This window comes from Cryobacterium suzukii (assembly GCF_004403185.1).
GTDB lineage: Bacteria > Actinomycetota > Actinomycetes > Actinomycetales > Microbacteriaceae > Cryobacterium > Cryobacterium suzukii.
Map to the genome: position 1 here is coordinate 55,451 of NZ_SOHJ01000002.1, position 16,467 is coordinate 71,917.

Consider the following 16,467-nt stretch of genomic DNA (forward strand, 5'->3'; position numbering starts at 1 on the left):
CTTGTTTTCATTGGGACTTTGGTTTCTGAACGTTGGGCTAGACTACGTAGTCATAAGTCTGGCAGTGCTGTCTAGCCGTTCTGGCGCGCACGAATCCGGTTTCGTCGCATTGACTGTCATGAAGAGGGGTTGCCTTGGCCGTCAATAGTCACGACGTTGCGCGGATTGCTGGCGTTTCACAGTCGACCGTGTCGAGGGTCCTCAACGGGGCCACCAATGTTCGACCGGAGACCCGAGACCGCGTTCTAATCGCGCTCGAAAATTACGCACCGAATGCTCACGCGCGAGCGATGCGAACCAATAAGACCGGCACGATCGGGGTTGTCGCGTCCGATATCACCAACCCGTACTTTCCAGAGTTGCTTGAGGCTATCTACGTGGCGGCGAGCGCTTCCACGTTGAATATCGTGTTGTGGAACGAGCACGATCCGACAACCCCGGCTGCCCTGGCTGGGATTCGATCCGGAATGGTCGACGGAGTTCTCTTCACTTCGGCGACGCTTGAAACAACTGCGATCGCGCAGCTTGCGGCGCAACGGGTTCCCACAGTCCTGGTAAACCGCGGTCTGGTCCACCCAGTCTGCGATCAGGTCACCTCAAACAACTTGCAAATTGGAAGGCTCGCTGCTCGGTACTTACTCGCTGCGGGGATCACGGATATCGGCATGATTTTGGGACCGAATCACATGCGTGCCGTTGCCGAGCGCGAAACAGGTTTTCTCGATGAGCTGTGGGCCACCGGAAGGGTGGAGGTTGGGCGCAAATGGATCAGCCGGGGGCAGCCGACTTTTGAATCGGGCTTTAAAGCGGTTTCGGACGTCTTTGCTGGTGATCAGCTACCCCGTGCCGTCTTCTGTAGCAATGACATTCTCGGCTACGGGGCCATCAGTGCGATTCGAACTTTAGGACTGCGCGTACCCGAGGATGTCTGGGTCATCGGCGTGGACGGACTGCCGATGTCTGGTTGGGAAGTCTTCGACCTGACAACCATTCGACAGCCCGTAGAAGAGATGGCGCGAGTGGGGCTCAAACTCTTACAGGCGCGTATTAACGGAGACGCCTCGCCCTTTCTTGATGTCCAACTCGATACTGACCTGGTCATTCGCGGTTCGACCGCACGCGTTCCCTCACCGTAGACCGCCGGGTGGCGCACATGAGCAGGAGTGCTGGATGTGTGATTGGACGTCGGATGCCGGGTTGGCGAATTCTATCCAGGCTCAATTGCATTTGCGTGGCCGGTGACCGATCAATACCCCTATCGCGGGCCTGAATTGAGCCAGGCAACGACTATTCCCGGAGCCAAAGGGCGTGCTCGTGCGAGGCTCCGTGAGCTCGGAAGATGGAGCGACTTCGGCGACGTAGAATCAGCACTCTCACTCGCACTGCGCAAAGTACCGCCCTCTACGGGCGCACGCCGTGCACTGTTACTCCGACTGATCCATAACGGATTGCAACTCGCGAAGAAGTTCTTGAATCTTGGCCCGGTCTGCGTTTGTGCTTGCGGGGTTGGGTGGGGAGACTCGAGCGTCCACGTCGAAGACGGTGCTGGGATGGTGCCAAGCCCTAAACCATTCGAGTCCCTGAGAGTTCACGTCTCGGGTTACTCCTTCCATAAGCGTAACGGGCCTTCCGGGGGCAATCTCTAGCTGGATTGCGACGGTGTCGCGGGCAGGCACTGATTGCAGATGACGCATGCCCCCTTCAGGCACGAAACCTTGCGAGCGAATCCAGTCGTGCAATGATTTTCCACTCAGTTCTTCTGCGGTGAGAGTAGGGAATAGCTTTTCGGGCAGCCATGTCTCCATATAGACAACGGGCTGACCATCGACTCGTCGCAATCGGACGAGTCGCCAGGTTTGATGCGTCCCGAGCTGCGCGGCCGCTTCAACCGGCGGAGCCAAGCGCGAAAGGGAGAGCACCTCTGTGCTGAGGTCGCTACCCGATTGGGCAACCTGCTGGCGCAGCCCCCCCGCTTGGTGGGCGAACCGACGCTGGTGAGGCGGCGCAACGGTGGTCCCTCGACCTTGTTGCCGCTGGATCAGACCGAGGGACGCCAACTCATCGAGCGCCTGCCGAATGACGCTACGTGCGACTCCGTAGGCAAGCTGTAGCTGCTTTTCGGTCGGTAGTGCGGCTCCCGCAGGTAGGTGCCGGCTTTCGATCTGTTGGCGAAGGTCGTCGAAGATCTGAACGTAAAGAGGCCGCGTAAGTGAGCGGTCGACGCCATTAGTGCTAACGAGAACGTTGGGCTTGAAGCGATCTACCGTCATCAGCTCTTCCTCTTGACAGTGCAGTATCTACAGTTTGGTCGACTGCGGCAGTTGACGCGAAGTCACGACAGACTCATAATGGTACGTACCAATCATACGGACAAAGCTGTATTCAGAAAGTGGAGATGCAATGACGCAGTTTTCCAGTGCCGCCCGGTCCCGATTTCCCATGTTTAGATTCATGGGCCGCGTTCCCGGCGGATTAATGCTCTTTCCTCTTGGGCTCGGTGTATTGGCGGGCAACTTCTTCCCTGACGCAATTGGCATCGGCGGGTTTACAACGGCACTTTTTCGAGACGGCACGCTAACGCTCATCGCGGTGCTGATCGTCGCTACTGGCGCGCAGATCACCGGGAGCCGTAGTGGGAAGGCAGCAGCGAGCACCACACTGGTCGTACTTCTAGCCAAGACTCTCGTCCCGATCACTCTCGCGGTCGTTCTCGGTCTCACTGTCGGAGTTGAGGGTATTTTTGGGGTGTCAATTCTGGCTCTGATTACTATTTTCGGTAATAGCAATGGAGCTCTTTGGCTCGCCTTTGCTGGACAGTACGGCGATGAGCGTGATCAGGGTGCCTATGTCGCCAGCGCGTTCGACGACGGGCCATTCCTAGCGTTGATCTTCCTCGGTGCATCCGGGCTCGGAGACATTCCGATCCTCGCTCTCGTTGCGGCTATTGTGCCGTTTGTGATCGGACTCATCATTGGTGCCGTCGACCGCGAATGGACAACGGTCCTGCGCAGCGTTCCTCCTGTAGTTATCCCGTTCATGTCGTTTTGTGTAGGAACGGGAATCAGCCTTGGGGCTATCGTCACGGGCGGACTCATGGGAATCCTTCTTGGCATCGGTGTCGTCGGGCTCACCGGTGGATTAACTTATCTGGGTTACCGATTCTTGCTTCGCCGGGGCGGGGAGAGCGGAATTGGGTTTGCTGCGGGCACGACTGCTGGAAACGCGGTGGCTGTTCCGGTCGTCGTCGCGGCTGCAGACCCAAGCTTTGCGCCCTTCGTCGCTGCTGCCACAGCCCAAGCTGCCAGTGCCGTCCTCGTCACCGCGCTCCTCGCCCCGCTGGTTGCGGCTTTCGTCCTCAAATCAGCGGGTAGCTTAAGAGGCAATGTGCCTGCCACAGAAGCCCTTAAAACGGCGACTGTGTCCGACTGATCCACTACTTCGGAGAATACTTATGCGTGACAGCCGTCGAATAACCGCTACTTACTACATCGAATCTGACATTGATCCTGAGCAGGCCGCTGCGCAGTTAGCTGGAGAACAGTCCAGCGGTACTTTTATTTCCGTCCCGCAAGAGTCTGACCGAATCCGGGAGCGGCACGGGGCTGAAGTTTTGCACGTTAAACGCCTAGGCGAGGGGGCTCCTTCGCTGCCGTCTCGGTCCCGACCGGAGCGGATCACGCGCGCTGAGGTAACCATTGAATTCCCGATGGAGAATATGGGACCTGATCTCGCGACGACGCTGACGTCCGTGGCCGGAAATCTATTCGAGCTCAGCCACCTGTTTGCGTGCAGATTGGAATCTCTTACGCTGCCAGAAGAGTACATCGCTGCCCATGCCGGGCCCGCATTTGGCATGGTGGGAACACGTGAACTTCTCGGTGGTGCGCAGGACGTGTTAGTGGGAACCATCGTCAAGCCTAATGTGGGTCTGGACGAAAATGAGTTCCGAAGCGTGGTCCGGGATTTGGCACGCGCCTCGATCGACTTTATTAAAGACGACGAGCTGATGACAGACCCGGCTTACCTGCCGCTAGAGACGCGGGTGCGAATAGCAACTGAGGAAATCCTGGCCGCAGAACAGATCACAGGGCACCCCACAATGTACGCTTTCAACATCACGGGCGACATCGCAGGATTGGAACGCCGACACAACCTGGTGGTAGAAGCCGGTGGGCGATGTGTGATGCTCACTATCCCCGTTATGGGATTGCCTGCGCTCGAATACTTACGCGGCTTCGCTCAAGTTCCCATTCATGGTCACCGCGGGGGTTTGGCCGCCTCAATGCGTCACCCCGGGCTCGGGATCGCATACGGAGTGTGGCAGCAACTTGCTCGCCTTGCCGGTGCAGATCATGTGCACGTAAGCGGGCTTGGCAGCAAATTTTATGAGCGTGATGACGAGGTAACGTCAAACATCCGCAGCCTCCTAACTCCACTCGGGAATACCCTGCTCCCCGCACCCGCTCTGTCGTCCGGTCAAAACGTCTTTACTCCCGAGCTGACGTGGAAGGCGCTGCCCACCACCGACTTGCTGATGCTCGCCGGAGGCGGCATCGCAGCACACCCGGATGGCCCGGGCGCCGGGGTTCGAAGCCTACGACAGTCTTGGGCTGCGGCTGTCGCCAATTTTCCCATAAGAGATTCGGCACGTGAGAGCGCAGCACGCGGTGACAGGGCTCTTGAGCACGCGGTCCGCGCGTTCGAGGTCAAGAACTGATGACGCGCATCGGCTTCCTAGCTGACGATCTCACCGGTGCCGCCGATGTTCTCGCCCAAGCCCATGCCTTCGGCCTAGACGGCACACTTATCCTTGACGCCTCTCGTGATCTTCCTTTGGGCGGCGATGTTGTTGGAATCGCGGGACCCACGCGCTCCCTTGCGGGTGAAGAATTCGACTACGCCGTGAGGTCCGGGATTACCCGGCTCGCGGCGGCGGACCTCGAGGTGTTGCTCTACAAAGTGTGCTCGACGTTCGATTCCTCGCCCACCATCGGCAGCATTGGTCGTGCTCTCGACCTAATTCACGAGATCTTGCCCGAGCATGGACCCATCCCCGTCGTCCCTGCACAGCCAGAATTTGGTCGCTACACCGCCTTCAGCCAACACTTCGGCGTCTACCAGGGAGAGGTCTATCGGCTCGACCGGCATCCAATCATGTCGCGCCACCCCTCGACTCCGATGTCAGAGGGAGACCTTCGGCTGGTGCTCGCAGCACAGTTGTCTGATGGCATGCCCCCACCCGGATTGCATCTCTCCGCCTATGCTGCCGGGTTGTTCGACGCGGAGTGGGCGCGACTGCGGAGCCGAGCAGACATCCCCGCTTTTGTCGTCGACGCAGTAGACCCGGCGCACCTTGATTCTGTCGCCGCCGTCCTGCTCGAGCAGCATGTTGCCCCGTCGGTCGTCGTGGGCTCGGGTGGCATCATGGCGGCACTAGCTCGAATGAAGTCTCGCCAGCATCGCTTCGCTCCGTCTTTCACCGCGGCGTCTGGGCCTACGCTCGTAGCGAGTGCGTCGGCCTCGTCAACGACAGCTCAGCAAATCGAGCACGCTCTGGAAGGCGGCTGGGTCGACGTTCCAATTCCCGTAGAGGCACTAACTCAGGGGGAGCCTAGAGGAGCATGGGTCGAGTGCGTCGAGCGCGCTCTGCGCGATGGAAAGGACGTGGTTGCTCACACGTTGCGGGGAAGTGATGATCCACGCTTTGGTCGTAGCAGCGCCAGCACCGCCCAAATTGGAAGGACCGTTGGGAGGCTCGCTGGTTTGATGACGAGGCAGGGCTTGACCCAGGACGTCGTTGTTTGCGGCGGCGACACGTCTAGTCACGCACTTCTCGCAATGAACGTCACTGAACTTCGCGTGCACGAGCAATTCGTCACCGCGGGCCCTATCTGCAGCACCGATTCTGCATCGGATCTCGCCGGATGCCGGCTCCTTCTCAAGGGCGGGCAGGTTGGACCGATCAACACGTTCCAACGCTTCGCAGGACAGCGCTGAAGCACCGTGATTTAGGAAGAAGGAAACAATGAGAGCAGTAGTGAAGACCGCCGCCCAGCGTGGATTCGAGATCTATAAGGATCTCCCGGAACCGACTGTGGGCCCCCATGATGTACTCATCGACGTCGCTGCCGCCTCGCTTTGTGGTACTGACCGAGAACTCTACGAGTGGACTCCGTCCGCACAGGCGTTCAACGCCAAGGTTCCGGTCGTGCTCGGCCACGAGGGTTCGGGCACAGTCCTCTCCGTAGGAGAAAACGTTCGGTCCCTTGCGGTCGGCGACCGGGTCGCCCTTGAGAGTCACATCGTATGTGGGCGGTGCTACCCATGCCGCACGGGAACTGCGCATATGTGCGAGCGCACACGCATACTTGGCATGCACATCGACGGGGTCTTCGCCGAACGGGTCGCCGTACCCGAAGGTATCTGTGTTCCGCTTCCCGAGTCGGTTTCGCTTGAGACCGGAGCTCTCTTAGAAAGCGCCGGAGTCGCCATGCATGCGGTGCAGCGCTCCGGATACGCCGTAGCGGGCCAAAACGTTCTAATTAATGGCTGCGGACCCGTGGGGCTCGTTATCGCCAAGATCGCTCTGGCCATGGGTGCCGCAAACGTTATCGCGGTCGAGCCCAACCCGTTCCGGCAGGAACAAGCAAAGCGCATTGGAGCGCGGGTGACGCATCCGGGAGAACACGTTGTAGAAATGTGTCGGGACATCGGCGGGCGACGCGGAGGATTCGATGTTGCGTTCGAGGTGTCGGGCGTGCGCGGAGTCTTAGCGCCGATGTTCGATGCTCTACGTCCTGAGGGAACCCTCGTCACGATCGGACACCCCAGCGAGCACGCGCAGGTAGACATCGCCGGCCAGATCAATAAGAAGGGCATCACCCTCCGGGGCATCTTTGGCCGGCGACTCTGGGACTCCTGGGAACAGCTGTTACTCCTTGTTGAATCAGGACGACTCGAATTAGATTCCCTCGTCACACATCGCCTTCCACTCGAGCAAGCTGAAGAGGCCGTCCATCTACTTACGGGTGAAGCCGGAAAAGTTCTGCTCGTACCATCGCTTACCTGAACTTAAGTGTGCGGCGAGAAGCTTCGGGACCGTCGCGGCTTCGGCATCATCGCCTATCGTGCAAGAGGAGACCTTCCAACCCAATGAGAACCTCGTAGACCTCTCGGAGCTCAGCAGCATCGAGAGGCGCGATCAGAATGCCACGTCGGGAGGACAACTTCAGCCACTTTTCGCTTTGAAGTCGAACTATTGCCTGACGCAGACGGGGCTGCCGTATATGAACCTCGTCCGGCACGTGCGGTTTGACGTTCAAGACGTGCTCGCGTGGGTTCAGGAGCACCGGCATGGCTAAGCCTTAGATCACCGCCGGCGAAGTGGGCACGATCGACGAACGGCAGTGGACACGAAGCAGCCGCCAGGCGAATCTGACGTTGCAGGACTCGACTGCTAGCAGGCCGATCACGTTGCTCGACCGAGCGTTTGGCTTTGTGGTGGCATACGCACGGGGAGATCGTGTACTGACGCTGGCCATCCCGGTACCCCGGCGGTTTCCAGTCTCTCGGACCCTGCCCTATGTCGCGTCCCCACTATCACCATCCCCAAAGAACGACAAGCTAGCAGTGTACGGAAAGCGCGGCGTATACTCCGTTGGGCCGCCGGGGACTCCGGATCGTTCTTTGGGCGGACGGAGCTACCGCCGCATTGCTACTCCCCCCGGGGCGGGAGTACTTGCGATGCTGGGAATACGTGACCAGAAACGCACCATAAACCCCAAAATCTAACCAGATTCAGGCTGTATTTCTCCGTACAATGCGTACCCTAAAATCCATGAGAACCGCGGAATTCCGCGGGAGTCTGCCCCTACTGCGGGTTGGCGACAAAGCTAAGACGGCTATCATTTGTTCTTGATTCGAGTCCAGGTACCCCAGCACTAACAGGCGAAGGATTCCGCGGCGAAATCACTTATCGCCCATCCCGACCGACAGGCCTAAAACAGGCCGAATTTCCGTAAACGACACCAAAAGCCCCGTCGGTGGTTGTTTGGACGTCGTTGTGCCCTGCCCAATACGGGCTTGTCCCGGCCCGGTCGGGCTACTCACGAACTCTCTGCCGCACCTAGTGTGCATGGACACGACGACGCAAATCACTCCCACGTTTCTCACCCAGCGCGAACTCGCCGAGCTGCTCCGAATGCCCGAGCGCACGCTCGAGAACTGGCGCCTGATGCAGACCGGACCGCCCTATCTCAAGCTCGGCCGTTCGTGCGTTACGTCGTGCAGGACGTGCTCACTTGGGTTCACGAACACCGCCATGGTTAGGCCACAGATCATGGCTGGCGAAGTGGCCTCAATCGACGTGCAACAGTTGGCGAGCGGCCGATACCGCGCCCGCGGCACCAGCCGTGACGATAGCGGGGCACGGCACCGCCACGCCGTGACGGCCGATACGCGCGATGAAGCTATCGCCGAGATCTATCGACAAGCGAGGGCGATGGCCACGGGTGGTTCCGGAGCGCTCTCGCCGTCGAGCACCATCGCCGACACGGTCGAGCTCTGGTTGTCGCAGGTTCTCACCCGTGCCGAGGCTGGCAGCTTGTCGTACTCGACCTGCGAATCCTACGAGACGACTGCCCGCGTGATCATCGTGCCGCGGTGCGGGGGAGTGCGGCTTGACCACCTGACCGTCGGTCGCTGCGACCGCATCCTGCAGCGCATTTTGGAGGAGGAGACCATCTCAAAGCGCGGCGAGCTCGCGCAGTCTTGAGCCTGCTCTGTAACTACGCCGTGCGCGACGACGCCATGCCCCAGAACCCCGTGTGGGACGTTCAACACCTGCCGATGTCACCGCGCAAGGAATCCGCGCTCACCCCGACGCAGATCACTAGCATCCGCGCGCACACGCAGGTATGGCGGCTCACACGCGACGACGGCCCGCGGCCCAACTATCGAGCGCTGATTGACGGAATGGACGTCATGATAGGCCCCCTCTGCGCATCGGCGAGTGCCTCGGCCTGCGCCGCTGTGACGTGGATATGACAACGTTGCCGCCGACCCTCATCGTGAATGGAACGATCGTCAGCACCAAGGCAGGAGGAACGCACCGGAAGAATTCTCCCAAGCGATCGCGCCGACGGCGGAGCACTGCACTTCCGTCGATGGCCGCGGCAGCGGTGCGCCGCCGTCTGGTGCTTGCGGAGGCGGATCCGGAGGCGTTCTTGTTCCCCACCAAGCCCGGCCGCTCGTTGAGCGTTAGCAACTATGAGCGGCTACTGCGCGCATTCGTGGAGGACGAGCGCGCCAACCTTGTTGACCTGGGCGTCGACGTCGATGAATACACGACGCACATCTATCGGCGCACGGCCGCCACGCTGATCGAGCGTGCGGCCGGAATCACGCTGGCCTCGCGTCTGCTCGGCCACGCCAACGAGCAGACCACGCGAAACAGCTACGTGGTCACCGCCTACATGGTCGACCCGGTGACCGCCGAGATCCTCGATGAAGTGCTCGGCGGCTAAATCGGGATCAATGTCGGCGGCAGCCCGTATGCCGAGTTCGTTGGCCAGCAGCGTTGCGGCGGCGGTTGGCGCCACCCAAGTGAGGAAAGGGTGCAACGCTTTGTGCCGGTGCTTTTGCTTCAGGAGACGCGAACGAAGCATCATGAGACTATGCAACCCATTCGTCGACCGGTATTTCTGGCTCTTTTCTGTGCAGCCTCGCTCTTCCTAACCGGATGTGCCGGCACCGCCGCGCCAAGACCGGTTTCATCGACGCCGTCTGACACCAGAACCGAAGTTCCCACGACGCCGACGACTCCAATACCGGAGGCTGAAGAACCCACCGCGGAGCCGGACCCTATCCCCGTAACGTTCGTAACCAAATATGAGTTTCTAGGAGAAGGATCGGCCAACATTGTTTACGTTCGCGATGGGTCCCAGATTATCCAAGAAGTCGTCATTCTGCCCTACGAAGTTGTTTTGAATAGCGGGCCAAGTCCGATATCTGGAAATCCCCATCTCTCAGGAGGCGCGTCTTACACCCAAGACGGCGATATCGTGGGTTGCCGTCTAACTCGAAACAACGTAGTTATAGATGAGGTGCTTCCGATGGCCGGGTCGATTAGCGCTGTGTGTGATTCCCTCTGATGTCAGCTAGGGCGACGGACGAACTGCCGCTGAGCAGCGTTCTCGCGTTCGTCGAATCCGTACGGGCGGGATAGTCTCAACTCTTACCTATCAGTGGGGGAATGCGCGCGTGGAGTTTATTGTAAACGGGTCTCGGCGTGACCTTACTGCGCCCGAAGTAAGCGCTCGCCTCCGCGGACACACACCGGATCGCATCTTCGAGTACTCGGTTTATATCGATGGACAGGCCTGGCCCGTCAAACAGGCCTTTGGCATTGCGGCAGGCTTGCCCCACAGCGATTTCACTTCTCAAGTCGCGCGGCGTCAACTGCGAAGGCTAGGATATCGGACCGATTCCGTGCAATCCGCTTCTGCCATCCTGCCCATATCGTCCGCTGGCGGCTCACGCACTTTCGATGCCAGTCTGCTAAGTGAAGCTGGTTCGGTCTCGGCCACGACGAGCTTCACGTGGCTTTACGCTGGCGGGATTATCTTGGACGGTGACGGCTGGCCAGTCTTTCCACCTCTTCCCCAGGAGCCGGGGCTTTACCGCTTCACGTTTTTGCCGCTCGCTTCAAGTGGGCGCGGCACTGTCTACATCGGTGAGTCCGTTAGTCTCGCCCGGCGGAGTAGAGACTACCGAAACGCGAAGTCGGATCGTTCAAGTCAACGTACGAGCCGCCGCATTCACAAGGAATTGGTCCGTCATCTTTCTGTTGGAGGCGAAGTTCATTTTTCGATTGCCACGGATGTCATCCTCGGCATTGACGGAGACCCGGTCGACTTGAGGTGGAAGTCTGCCAGGCGACTTGCGGAAAACGCGGCAGTGCTCCTCGCTCAACTTGACGGTGAGGAAGACGTACTGAATGTCGACGCTGATGTTGCGTCAGCCCAACTCGTGGCAGGCGACGCCGTCAAGCAAACGGACAAATGAACTGTTCTGACTCGAGCGGGGTGAATCACGTGGCGATTATCGGCACACGGCGAACCGGGGACTCAAAACAGGGCGTGCAACGTCGCTCTGGGGCCACTCCTCTCGGCTCGACGTCCTGACACAGCATTGCCAGATCGACACTGGCTTCGACGTGCGATCGGATGCCGGCGGACGTGACCCCGACCAACACAGCCCAACGTTGCGGCGTTATCACCAGCTCCTATGGAGCAGGCAACTGCCTGGCGGCGCCTTGTTTACTTTGGACATATCAACTGAAGGCTCCTACCTGCACCATAGTTCCGGTGTCGGAGAATTCTTTCTGGCGAGCGACACGATTATTCACACGTTCGCATCTTGGATTCGGATGGCGGACATTATGGCTCAGGTGGAGGACGTGGACCGGGCGGCTTTTCATAGAATCGGGCGCACGATCGGCGGCACGATAATCTTTCCGGGCAATCGGATAGAGGGGAAGCCGACGATCAACGGCGCGCGCGGTATGCATCCGCGGATTTGCGACCGATTTGATTTGACCCTTGAATGCATCCGGCGCCATTACCACGGCGAACTCAGCCCGCTCGATGAAACACTTGCACGATACGCGGACTTCTTCAGTCTCTACAGAGATTTTGCGGGATATGTGCAATTCTTCCTGCTTCAAGACCTCGTCAGCCCGGATAGTTCGACCGTCGAATTTTTCACTACGTTCGACGACTTCTCAACGCCTGCTCTCCCTGGGAATTTCAAGGCATATGAGCAGTATCGCTCCAATAGCGTTGCCTTCGTCAGCGCCAGAAACGCTCGAATCGCTGACACATGCCTGTGAGGAGGATCGGCGTGCGGCCCTGTAAGCACAAGATCAATGACTTGCTCGGCGTTCGTCAGGCAGTCCCGTCGCGAGCGTAAAAGGCAGCCTCGGACTCGCGCCGCCGTACGACGTTGTCGGCGACAAATTGCAGGAAGTCCTCGTCGCGGTCCCCGATGACCACGTCCTCGACGGCGTCGGCAGGCGCTTCGCCTGGCCATGACGTCTGCCGCGTCGATCGGTCGCGCTCCAGCCGAGTGCCCGAGATCGCGACCCAGTCGCGGAGTCGCTGGCGGGCATCCGCGAAATCGCGATGCCAGCCGAGCGGTGCGGATCCGTGCTGGTCAGGGTTATAGGCGCCGAGCCAGTGCAGGTGCAGCGCCGAGAGTTCCCAGACGAGTTCGGGGTGCCGATGCCCGAACGGCGGCACGACGGATGGTGGCAGTTCGTAGGTGCGTCGCAGCCAGTTCACTCAGCGGTTGAGTTCGATCCATTCGGCCTCGGCGTTGTCGGCGCTGAGGAGGTTCCAGTTGATCGGATGCGGCGGCTCGGCCGTGAGCGGCCCGTCCAGGTCGTCCAACGAGCTCGCGCCGAACGGGTCGTCGTGATCGCCGGACGCCCACTCGATCAGGGACTCTGTCATAGCTGCTTCACCACCCCGAGTCGGCGTGAGCCGCTTCCGTCTCGTGCGCGATTGCAGTCATCGTTGTCGCCGCATCCTGTTCGCTGCCCGGAGCAGAGCGATAAGCTCGGTCGACCTGATAGTTGGTGCGCGCGAGGTCGTGGCCAATCTTCTTAGCAACGAATTCTTCGCGTTGAATGACTCCGCCATCGCGCTGGACCTGGAAAGTGCGTACATAGCCCTCGGCGACGAAGCTGTCGCCCTTGGCAAAGCGGGTGAGTGCCCATTCGGCGGTGGCGCGATAGGCGACAAGGTCGTGGAACGTCGGCTCGAGCGCGGTGAAGCTGCCGCTGTATTCGTGGCGGAAGTGCGGCTGGCCAACGCGCACGTAGAAGCGGGTGTCGCCGTTCTCGGTGACCGATTGCTGCGGGTCGGAAGCCATGAAGCCGGACAGCGATTGCTGGGTGTGAAGTGTCATGGGACTTGACCTCCTGTGATTCGGGCGGACCATCGTGGTCCGCGCTCCCTAGGAGGTGCGTCAAGGGCTCCCTAGCCGTCGCAGGCGAACGAGACAGGTTTTGGCAGCGAAAAAGCCGACGCGTTGTTTAGAACCGGGCCCGCACTGCGCACCCGGCGGTTCTATCCCTCGAGCTCGAGCGGAGGCGCTCACGCGCACTGGCAAGCCCAGCGCTTCGCAGCCCGTAGCCAGACCCGGGCCGGCTGCTACACGATCTGCATCCGCGCTAGCAACGTCTTCTCGGCGAGCTCGGCGATCTTCAGCGTGGCGGGTGACAGATAGGTCGATTCCCGCTGGGCTAGCGCGATCGTGTCGTAGAGCGGTTCCTTGAAGGGAACCAGGTTAATATTCTTTGGAAACGATGACCCCTCAGTGATGGTGCGGCACACGATGGTGTCCGCCGCCCCGGTCGATACCAGGCTCAGGGCCGTCTCCACGTGTTCAACCTCCATGACCGGGTCGATCGACAGGCCCCGCATCTGCGCCCGCTCCAGAATCTGCTTGCGCGTGGGATCGGTCCAGCCGGCGTAGGCGTCGTAGAGCACCAGCTGCGACTGTGCCATTTCCTCCATGGTCATCGGCCCCAGGGCCGGATCGCGCGTGGCCGACGCGTAGAGAACTTCGTCTTGGAACAGGGGCTTGATCAGTAGCCCGGTCTCGAGCACGGGCAGCACTACCAGTCCGGCCTCGAGCTCGCCGCTAGCAATCGATTCCGCCACCAGGGCAGAATTCAGCCCGATCAGCCGCACTTTCACCTGTGGATAGAGCACGTGGAAGCGCTGCACGAGGTCGGAGAGATCGTAGTAGCCTGCGTTGCGCAGCACGCCGAACGTGCAGACCCCGCCCTCCAGTGCGGCCATCGACCGCAGCGCCTCAAGCCCATTGTCGATCGAGCGCACCGACTGCTCGGCGTGCCGCCGTAACTCGTCGGCCGCCGCCGTGGCGATCAGCCGCCGCCCGCCGCGAATGAACAAGCTTAGGCCGACAATCTCCTCCAGCCGGCGGATGAGTTCGGAGATCGACGCCTGGCTCGTGCCCAGATCGTTGGCCGCCGCGGTGAACGAGCCCAGTGTGTAGGCGGCTAGGAAGGCGCGCAGCTGAACAATTGTCATAGGGTTACCTTATAGGTTTGATCGCTTCATATCGGGTTGTGCGATAGCACGCAATTAACTTAGGTTTCGACTATGCAAATTAACGAGGCCGACAAGAAACACATCACGGGCACCTTCACCGTTCTCAAAGAACCGGCCGTCGGCGGTATTCCCGCCCAACGTCTGCCCGAGGTGATCAAAACCGTCTCGGAGATGCTTAGCACCATCGAGAAAAACGGCATCGACGCCGTCATCAAGTACTCCCAGCAGCTCGACAAGTGGGAGGGCGCCGACATCGAGATCAGCCAGGCCGAGCTCGCCCGCACCGGCGACCAGCTCACCCCCGAGCTGCGCGAGGCCCTCGCGGCCGGCGCCGAACGTACCCGCGTGTTCGCCCTGGAACAGCGCAAGCACCTCACCGACTTCGAGATCGAGATCCTCCCCGGCGTCATCGCCGGCCAGAAGTACATTCCGGTCCCCCGCGTCGGCGCCTACCTACCGGCCGGCCGCTTTCCCATTCTCGCCAGCGCCTTCATGACCGTCGGAGTGGCCAAGGCCGCCGGCGTGCAGAGCGTCATCGCCTGTTCCCCGCCCATGAGCCCCACCGCAGCACACCCCGCCGTGCTGCACTCCGCCTACCTCTCCGGCGTCGACCGCGCGTTCGCCGTCGGCGGCGTGCAGGCCCTCGCTGCCATGGCATTCGGACTGCTCGGCGAGCAGCCCGCCGACATCCTGGTCGGCGCCGGCAACGCCTACGTGACCGAAGCCAAGCGCCAGCTGTTCGGCCGAGTTGGGATCGACCTGCTCGCCGGCCCCTCCGAGGTGGCGGTCATCGCCGACGACACAGCGGATGCCGAACTGGTCGCGGCCGACCTGCTGGGCCAGGCCGAGCACGGCCCGCAGTCCCCGGCGTGCCTGGTGACCACCTCTCGCCAGCTCGGCGAAGATGTAATCCGTCACATCGAACGGATGCTCGAAACGCTGGCGACCAAGCAAATCGCGGGCCCGGCCTGGCGCGACTTCGGCACCGTCTACGTGGCCGAGAACAAGGAGACCGCCGTCGAGCTGATGGACATGCTCGCTCCCGAGCATCTGGAAATCCAGACAGCCGATGACGACTACTATCAGGAAAGCCTTTCGAACTACGGATCGCTGTTCCTTGGGGAATGGTCAACGGTGGCCTATTCCGACAAGGGAATCTCTGGAACGAACCACGTACTACCCACGGGTCGGGGTGCCCGTTCATCGGCCGGCCTCTCGGTATCACGATTTCTCAAGCCCCTCACCTGGCAGCGCGTCGAGAGGGCCGCTACCCCCATGCTGGCCAACCACGTCGCAACCATCTCCGCTTTCGAGGGGATGGAAGCTCACAGGGCAACGGCCACCCTGCGGCTCGATCGCTTGGCGAGCACGGTGGCCAGCCTCGTCTGAGGCCGCCACCGCGGCCGCAGGCATCGGCTTTTCTCCTACCCTCACAGCACCGCACACACAGCAACCGAAAGTTGGAAATCCAATGAATCCCTTCGCTAAACGCCTCAAGGTTCTGGTACCGATGGCACTTATCGGTGTACTCGCGCTCACCTCGTGTGCCGCTGACACCACGGATGCCGGTGCAGACGGTGCCGCGCGCACCATCACCATCGCCACCTCCAACGACGCGCCGTTCTCGTTCACCGACGCCACCACCGGCGAGCTCTCTGGCATCGACGGTGAGATGTTCCTCGCCATCGCCGAGCAACAGGGCTGGAACGTGGAGGTCTTCGTGACCGACTTCAACACGCTCATTCCCGCACTGGTGGCCGACAAGGCCGACGTGATCGTGGACGCTATGTACATCACAGACGCCCGCAAGGAGCAGATCAACTTTACCGACCCGTGGTACATGCAGGGTGAAGGACTGCTTGTTCCGGCTGGCTCCACCGTGGAAGACCGGGATGACGTGGCGGGCCTCGTGCTCGGCGCCCAGACCGGTACTGTGTTCACAGACCTGATCGATACCCTGGGCGGTAGCGAGACCCAGTACTTCGACTCGCAGGCGGCGCTCATCACCGCTGTGGAGAACGGCCAGATCGACGCGGCCTTCACAGACAGTGCCGTACTCGCCTACAGCCTGGTGCAGAAGCCCAACCCGAAGATCAAGCTTGTCTCGCCCTACGAAGCGTACTTCCCGGGTACCATCGGCGCCGGACTGCGCATGGAAGACACCGAGCTGCTCGCAGACATCAACGCGGGTCTGGCCGACCTGAAGGCTACGCCGCAGTACCTCGAAATTCTGCAGAAGTACGGACTCGGCGAAGACAACCTCTCGGAGTAGATACCGCTTCACCCGTGCTGGCCGCTACGACTGAAAAGTCGGGGCGGCCAGCTC

The 16,467-nt window shown here is 60.7% G+C and carries 14 protein-coding genes and 1 pseudogene; 11 read left to right on the forward strand and 4 right to left on the reverse strand.

The features are described from left to right. The first annotated feature begins 134 nt into the window (after positions 1-134). On the forward strand, positions 135-1,136 hold the full coding sequence (locus E3T39_RS00980; RefSeq protein ID WP_134512911.1) for a LacI family DNA-binding transcriptional regulator: 1,002 nt from the start codon (positions 135-137) through the stop codon (positions 1,134-1,136). A gap of 288 nt (positions 1,137-1,424) precedes the next feature. Here the strand turns inward: E3T39_RS00980 and E3T39_RS00985 are convergent, their stop codons facing one another. Beyond that, positions 1,425-2,270, reverse strand: a complete 846-nt coding sequence (locus E3T39_RS00985) for a GntR family transcriptional regulator (protein ID WP_134512912.1) — start codon at positions 2,268-2,270, stop codon at positions 1,425-1,427. 130 nt (positions 2,271-2,400) lie between these two features. On the opposite strand from E3T39_RS00985, the gene E3T39_RS00990 reads away from it, so the two are divergent. The 8 genes from E3T39_RS00990 (at position 2,401) to E3T39_RS01025 (ending at position 11,890) form a co-directional block, all read left to right on the forward strand. Continuing rightward, the gene (locus E3T39_RS00990) at positions 2,401-3,429 is read left to right on the forward strand and encodes a 2-keto-3-deoxygluconate permease (RefSeq protein WP_134512913.1); all 1,029 of its coding nucleotides are present in this window, start codon (positions 2,401-2,403) and stop codon (positions 3,427-3,429) included. Between the two features lie 22 nt (positions 3,430-3,451). Next, positions 3,452-4,717 (forward strand): RuBisCO large subunit C-terminal-like domain-containing protein, encoded by a 1,266-nt coding sequence (locus E3T39_RS00995; RefSeq protein ID WP_134512914.1) that lies wholly within the window; start codon positions 3,452-3,454, stop codon positions 4,715-4,717. Next, complete coding sequence (locus E3T39_RS01000; protein WP_134512915.1) at positions 4,717-5,997, forward strand: four-carbon acid sugar kinase family protein; 1,281 nt, start codon at positions 4,717-4,719, stop codon at positions 5,995-5,997. The genes E3T39_RS00995 and E3T39_RS01000 overlap by 1 nt, the downstream gene beginning before the upstream one ends. Positions 5,998-6,025: 28 nt before the next feature. Further along, positions 6,026-7,069: an alcohol dehydrogenase catalytic domain-containing protein gene (locus E3T39_RS01005; RefSeq protein ID WP_134512916.1), complete on the forward strand. Its 1,044-nt coding sequence runs from the start codon at positions 6,026-6,028 to the stop codon at positions 7,067-7,069. Positions 7,070-8,134: 1,065 nt separating this feature from the next. Beyond that, on the forward strand, positions 8,135-8,773 hold the full coding sequence (locus tag E3T39_RS16335) for a helix-turn-helix transcriptional regulator (protein WP_241979437.1): 639 nt from the start codon (positions 8,135-8,137) through the stop codon (positions 8,771-8,773). 268 nt (positions 8,774-9,041) lie between these two features. Next, positions 9,042-9,524 (forward strand): tyrosine-type recombinase/integrase, encoded by a 483-nt coding sequence (locus tag E3T39_RS16340; protein ID WP_241979438.1) that lies wholly within the window; start codon positions 9,042-9,044, stop codon positions 9,522-9,524. Positions 9,525-10,260: 736 nt separating this feature from the next. Then, positions 10,261-11,064: a GIY-YIG nuclease family protein gene (locus E3T39_RS01020; RefSeq protein WP_134512917.1), complete on the forward strand. Its 804-nt coding sequence runs from the start codon at positions 10,261-10,263 to the stop codon at positions 11,062-11,064. A gap of 133 nt (positions 11,065-11,197) precedes the next feature. Then, positions 11,198-11,890, forward strand: coding sequence for a DUF6994 family protein (locus E3T39_RS01025; RefSeq protein WP_134512918.1), 693 nt, complete (start codon positions 11,198-11,200; stop codon positions 11,888-11,890). Between the two features lie 55 nt (positions 11,891-11,945). On the opposite strand, the pseudogene E3T39_RS01030 reads toward E3T39_RS01025, so the two are convergent. The 3 genes and pseudogenes from E3T39_RS01030 to E3T39_RS01040 all read right to left on the reverse strand — a co-directional run bounded on the left by E3T39_RS01030 (position 11,946) and on the right by E3T39_RS01040 (position 14,120). Then, positions 11,946-12,512 (reverse strand): annotated as a pseudogene (locus E3T39_RS01030) (hypothetical protein). A 7-nt stretch (positions 12,513-12,519) separates the two neighbouring features. Next, positions 12,520-12,969: a single-stranded DNA-binding protein gene (locus E3T39_RS01035; protein ID WP_134512919.1), complete on the reverse strand. Its 450-nt coding sequence runs from the start codon at positions 12,967-12,969 to the stop codon at positions 12,520-12,522. A gap of 245 nt (positions 12,970-13,214) precedes the next feature. Beyond that, the gene (locus E3T39_RS01040) at positions 13,215-14,120 is read right to left on the reverse strand and encodes a LysR family transcriptional regulator (protein WP_134512920.1); all 906 of its coding nucleotides are present in this window, start codon (positions 14,118-14,120) and stop codon (positions 13,215-13,217) included. 72 nt (positions 14,121-14,192) lie between these two features. Here E3T39_RS01040 and hisD point away from each other — a divergent pair, with 72 nt between their 5' ends. Continuing rightward, on the forward strand, positions 14,193-15,530 hold the full coding sequence (gene hisD / locus E3T39_RS01045; RefSeq protein WP_134512921.1) for a histidinol dehydrogenase: 1,338 nt from the start codon (positions 14,193-14,195) through the stop codon (positions 15,528-15,530). An 82-nt stretch (positions 15,531-15,612) separates the two neighbouring features. Then, entirely contained in the window at positions 15,613-16,413 is an 801-nt protein-coding gene (locus tag E3T39_RS01050) for an ABC transporter substrate-binding protein (RefSeq protein WP_134512922.1), read from the forward strand. Positions 16,414-16,467 lie beyond the last annotated feature (54 nt).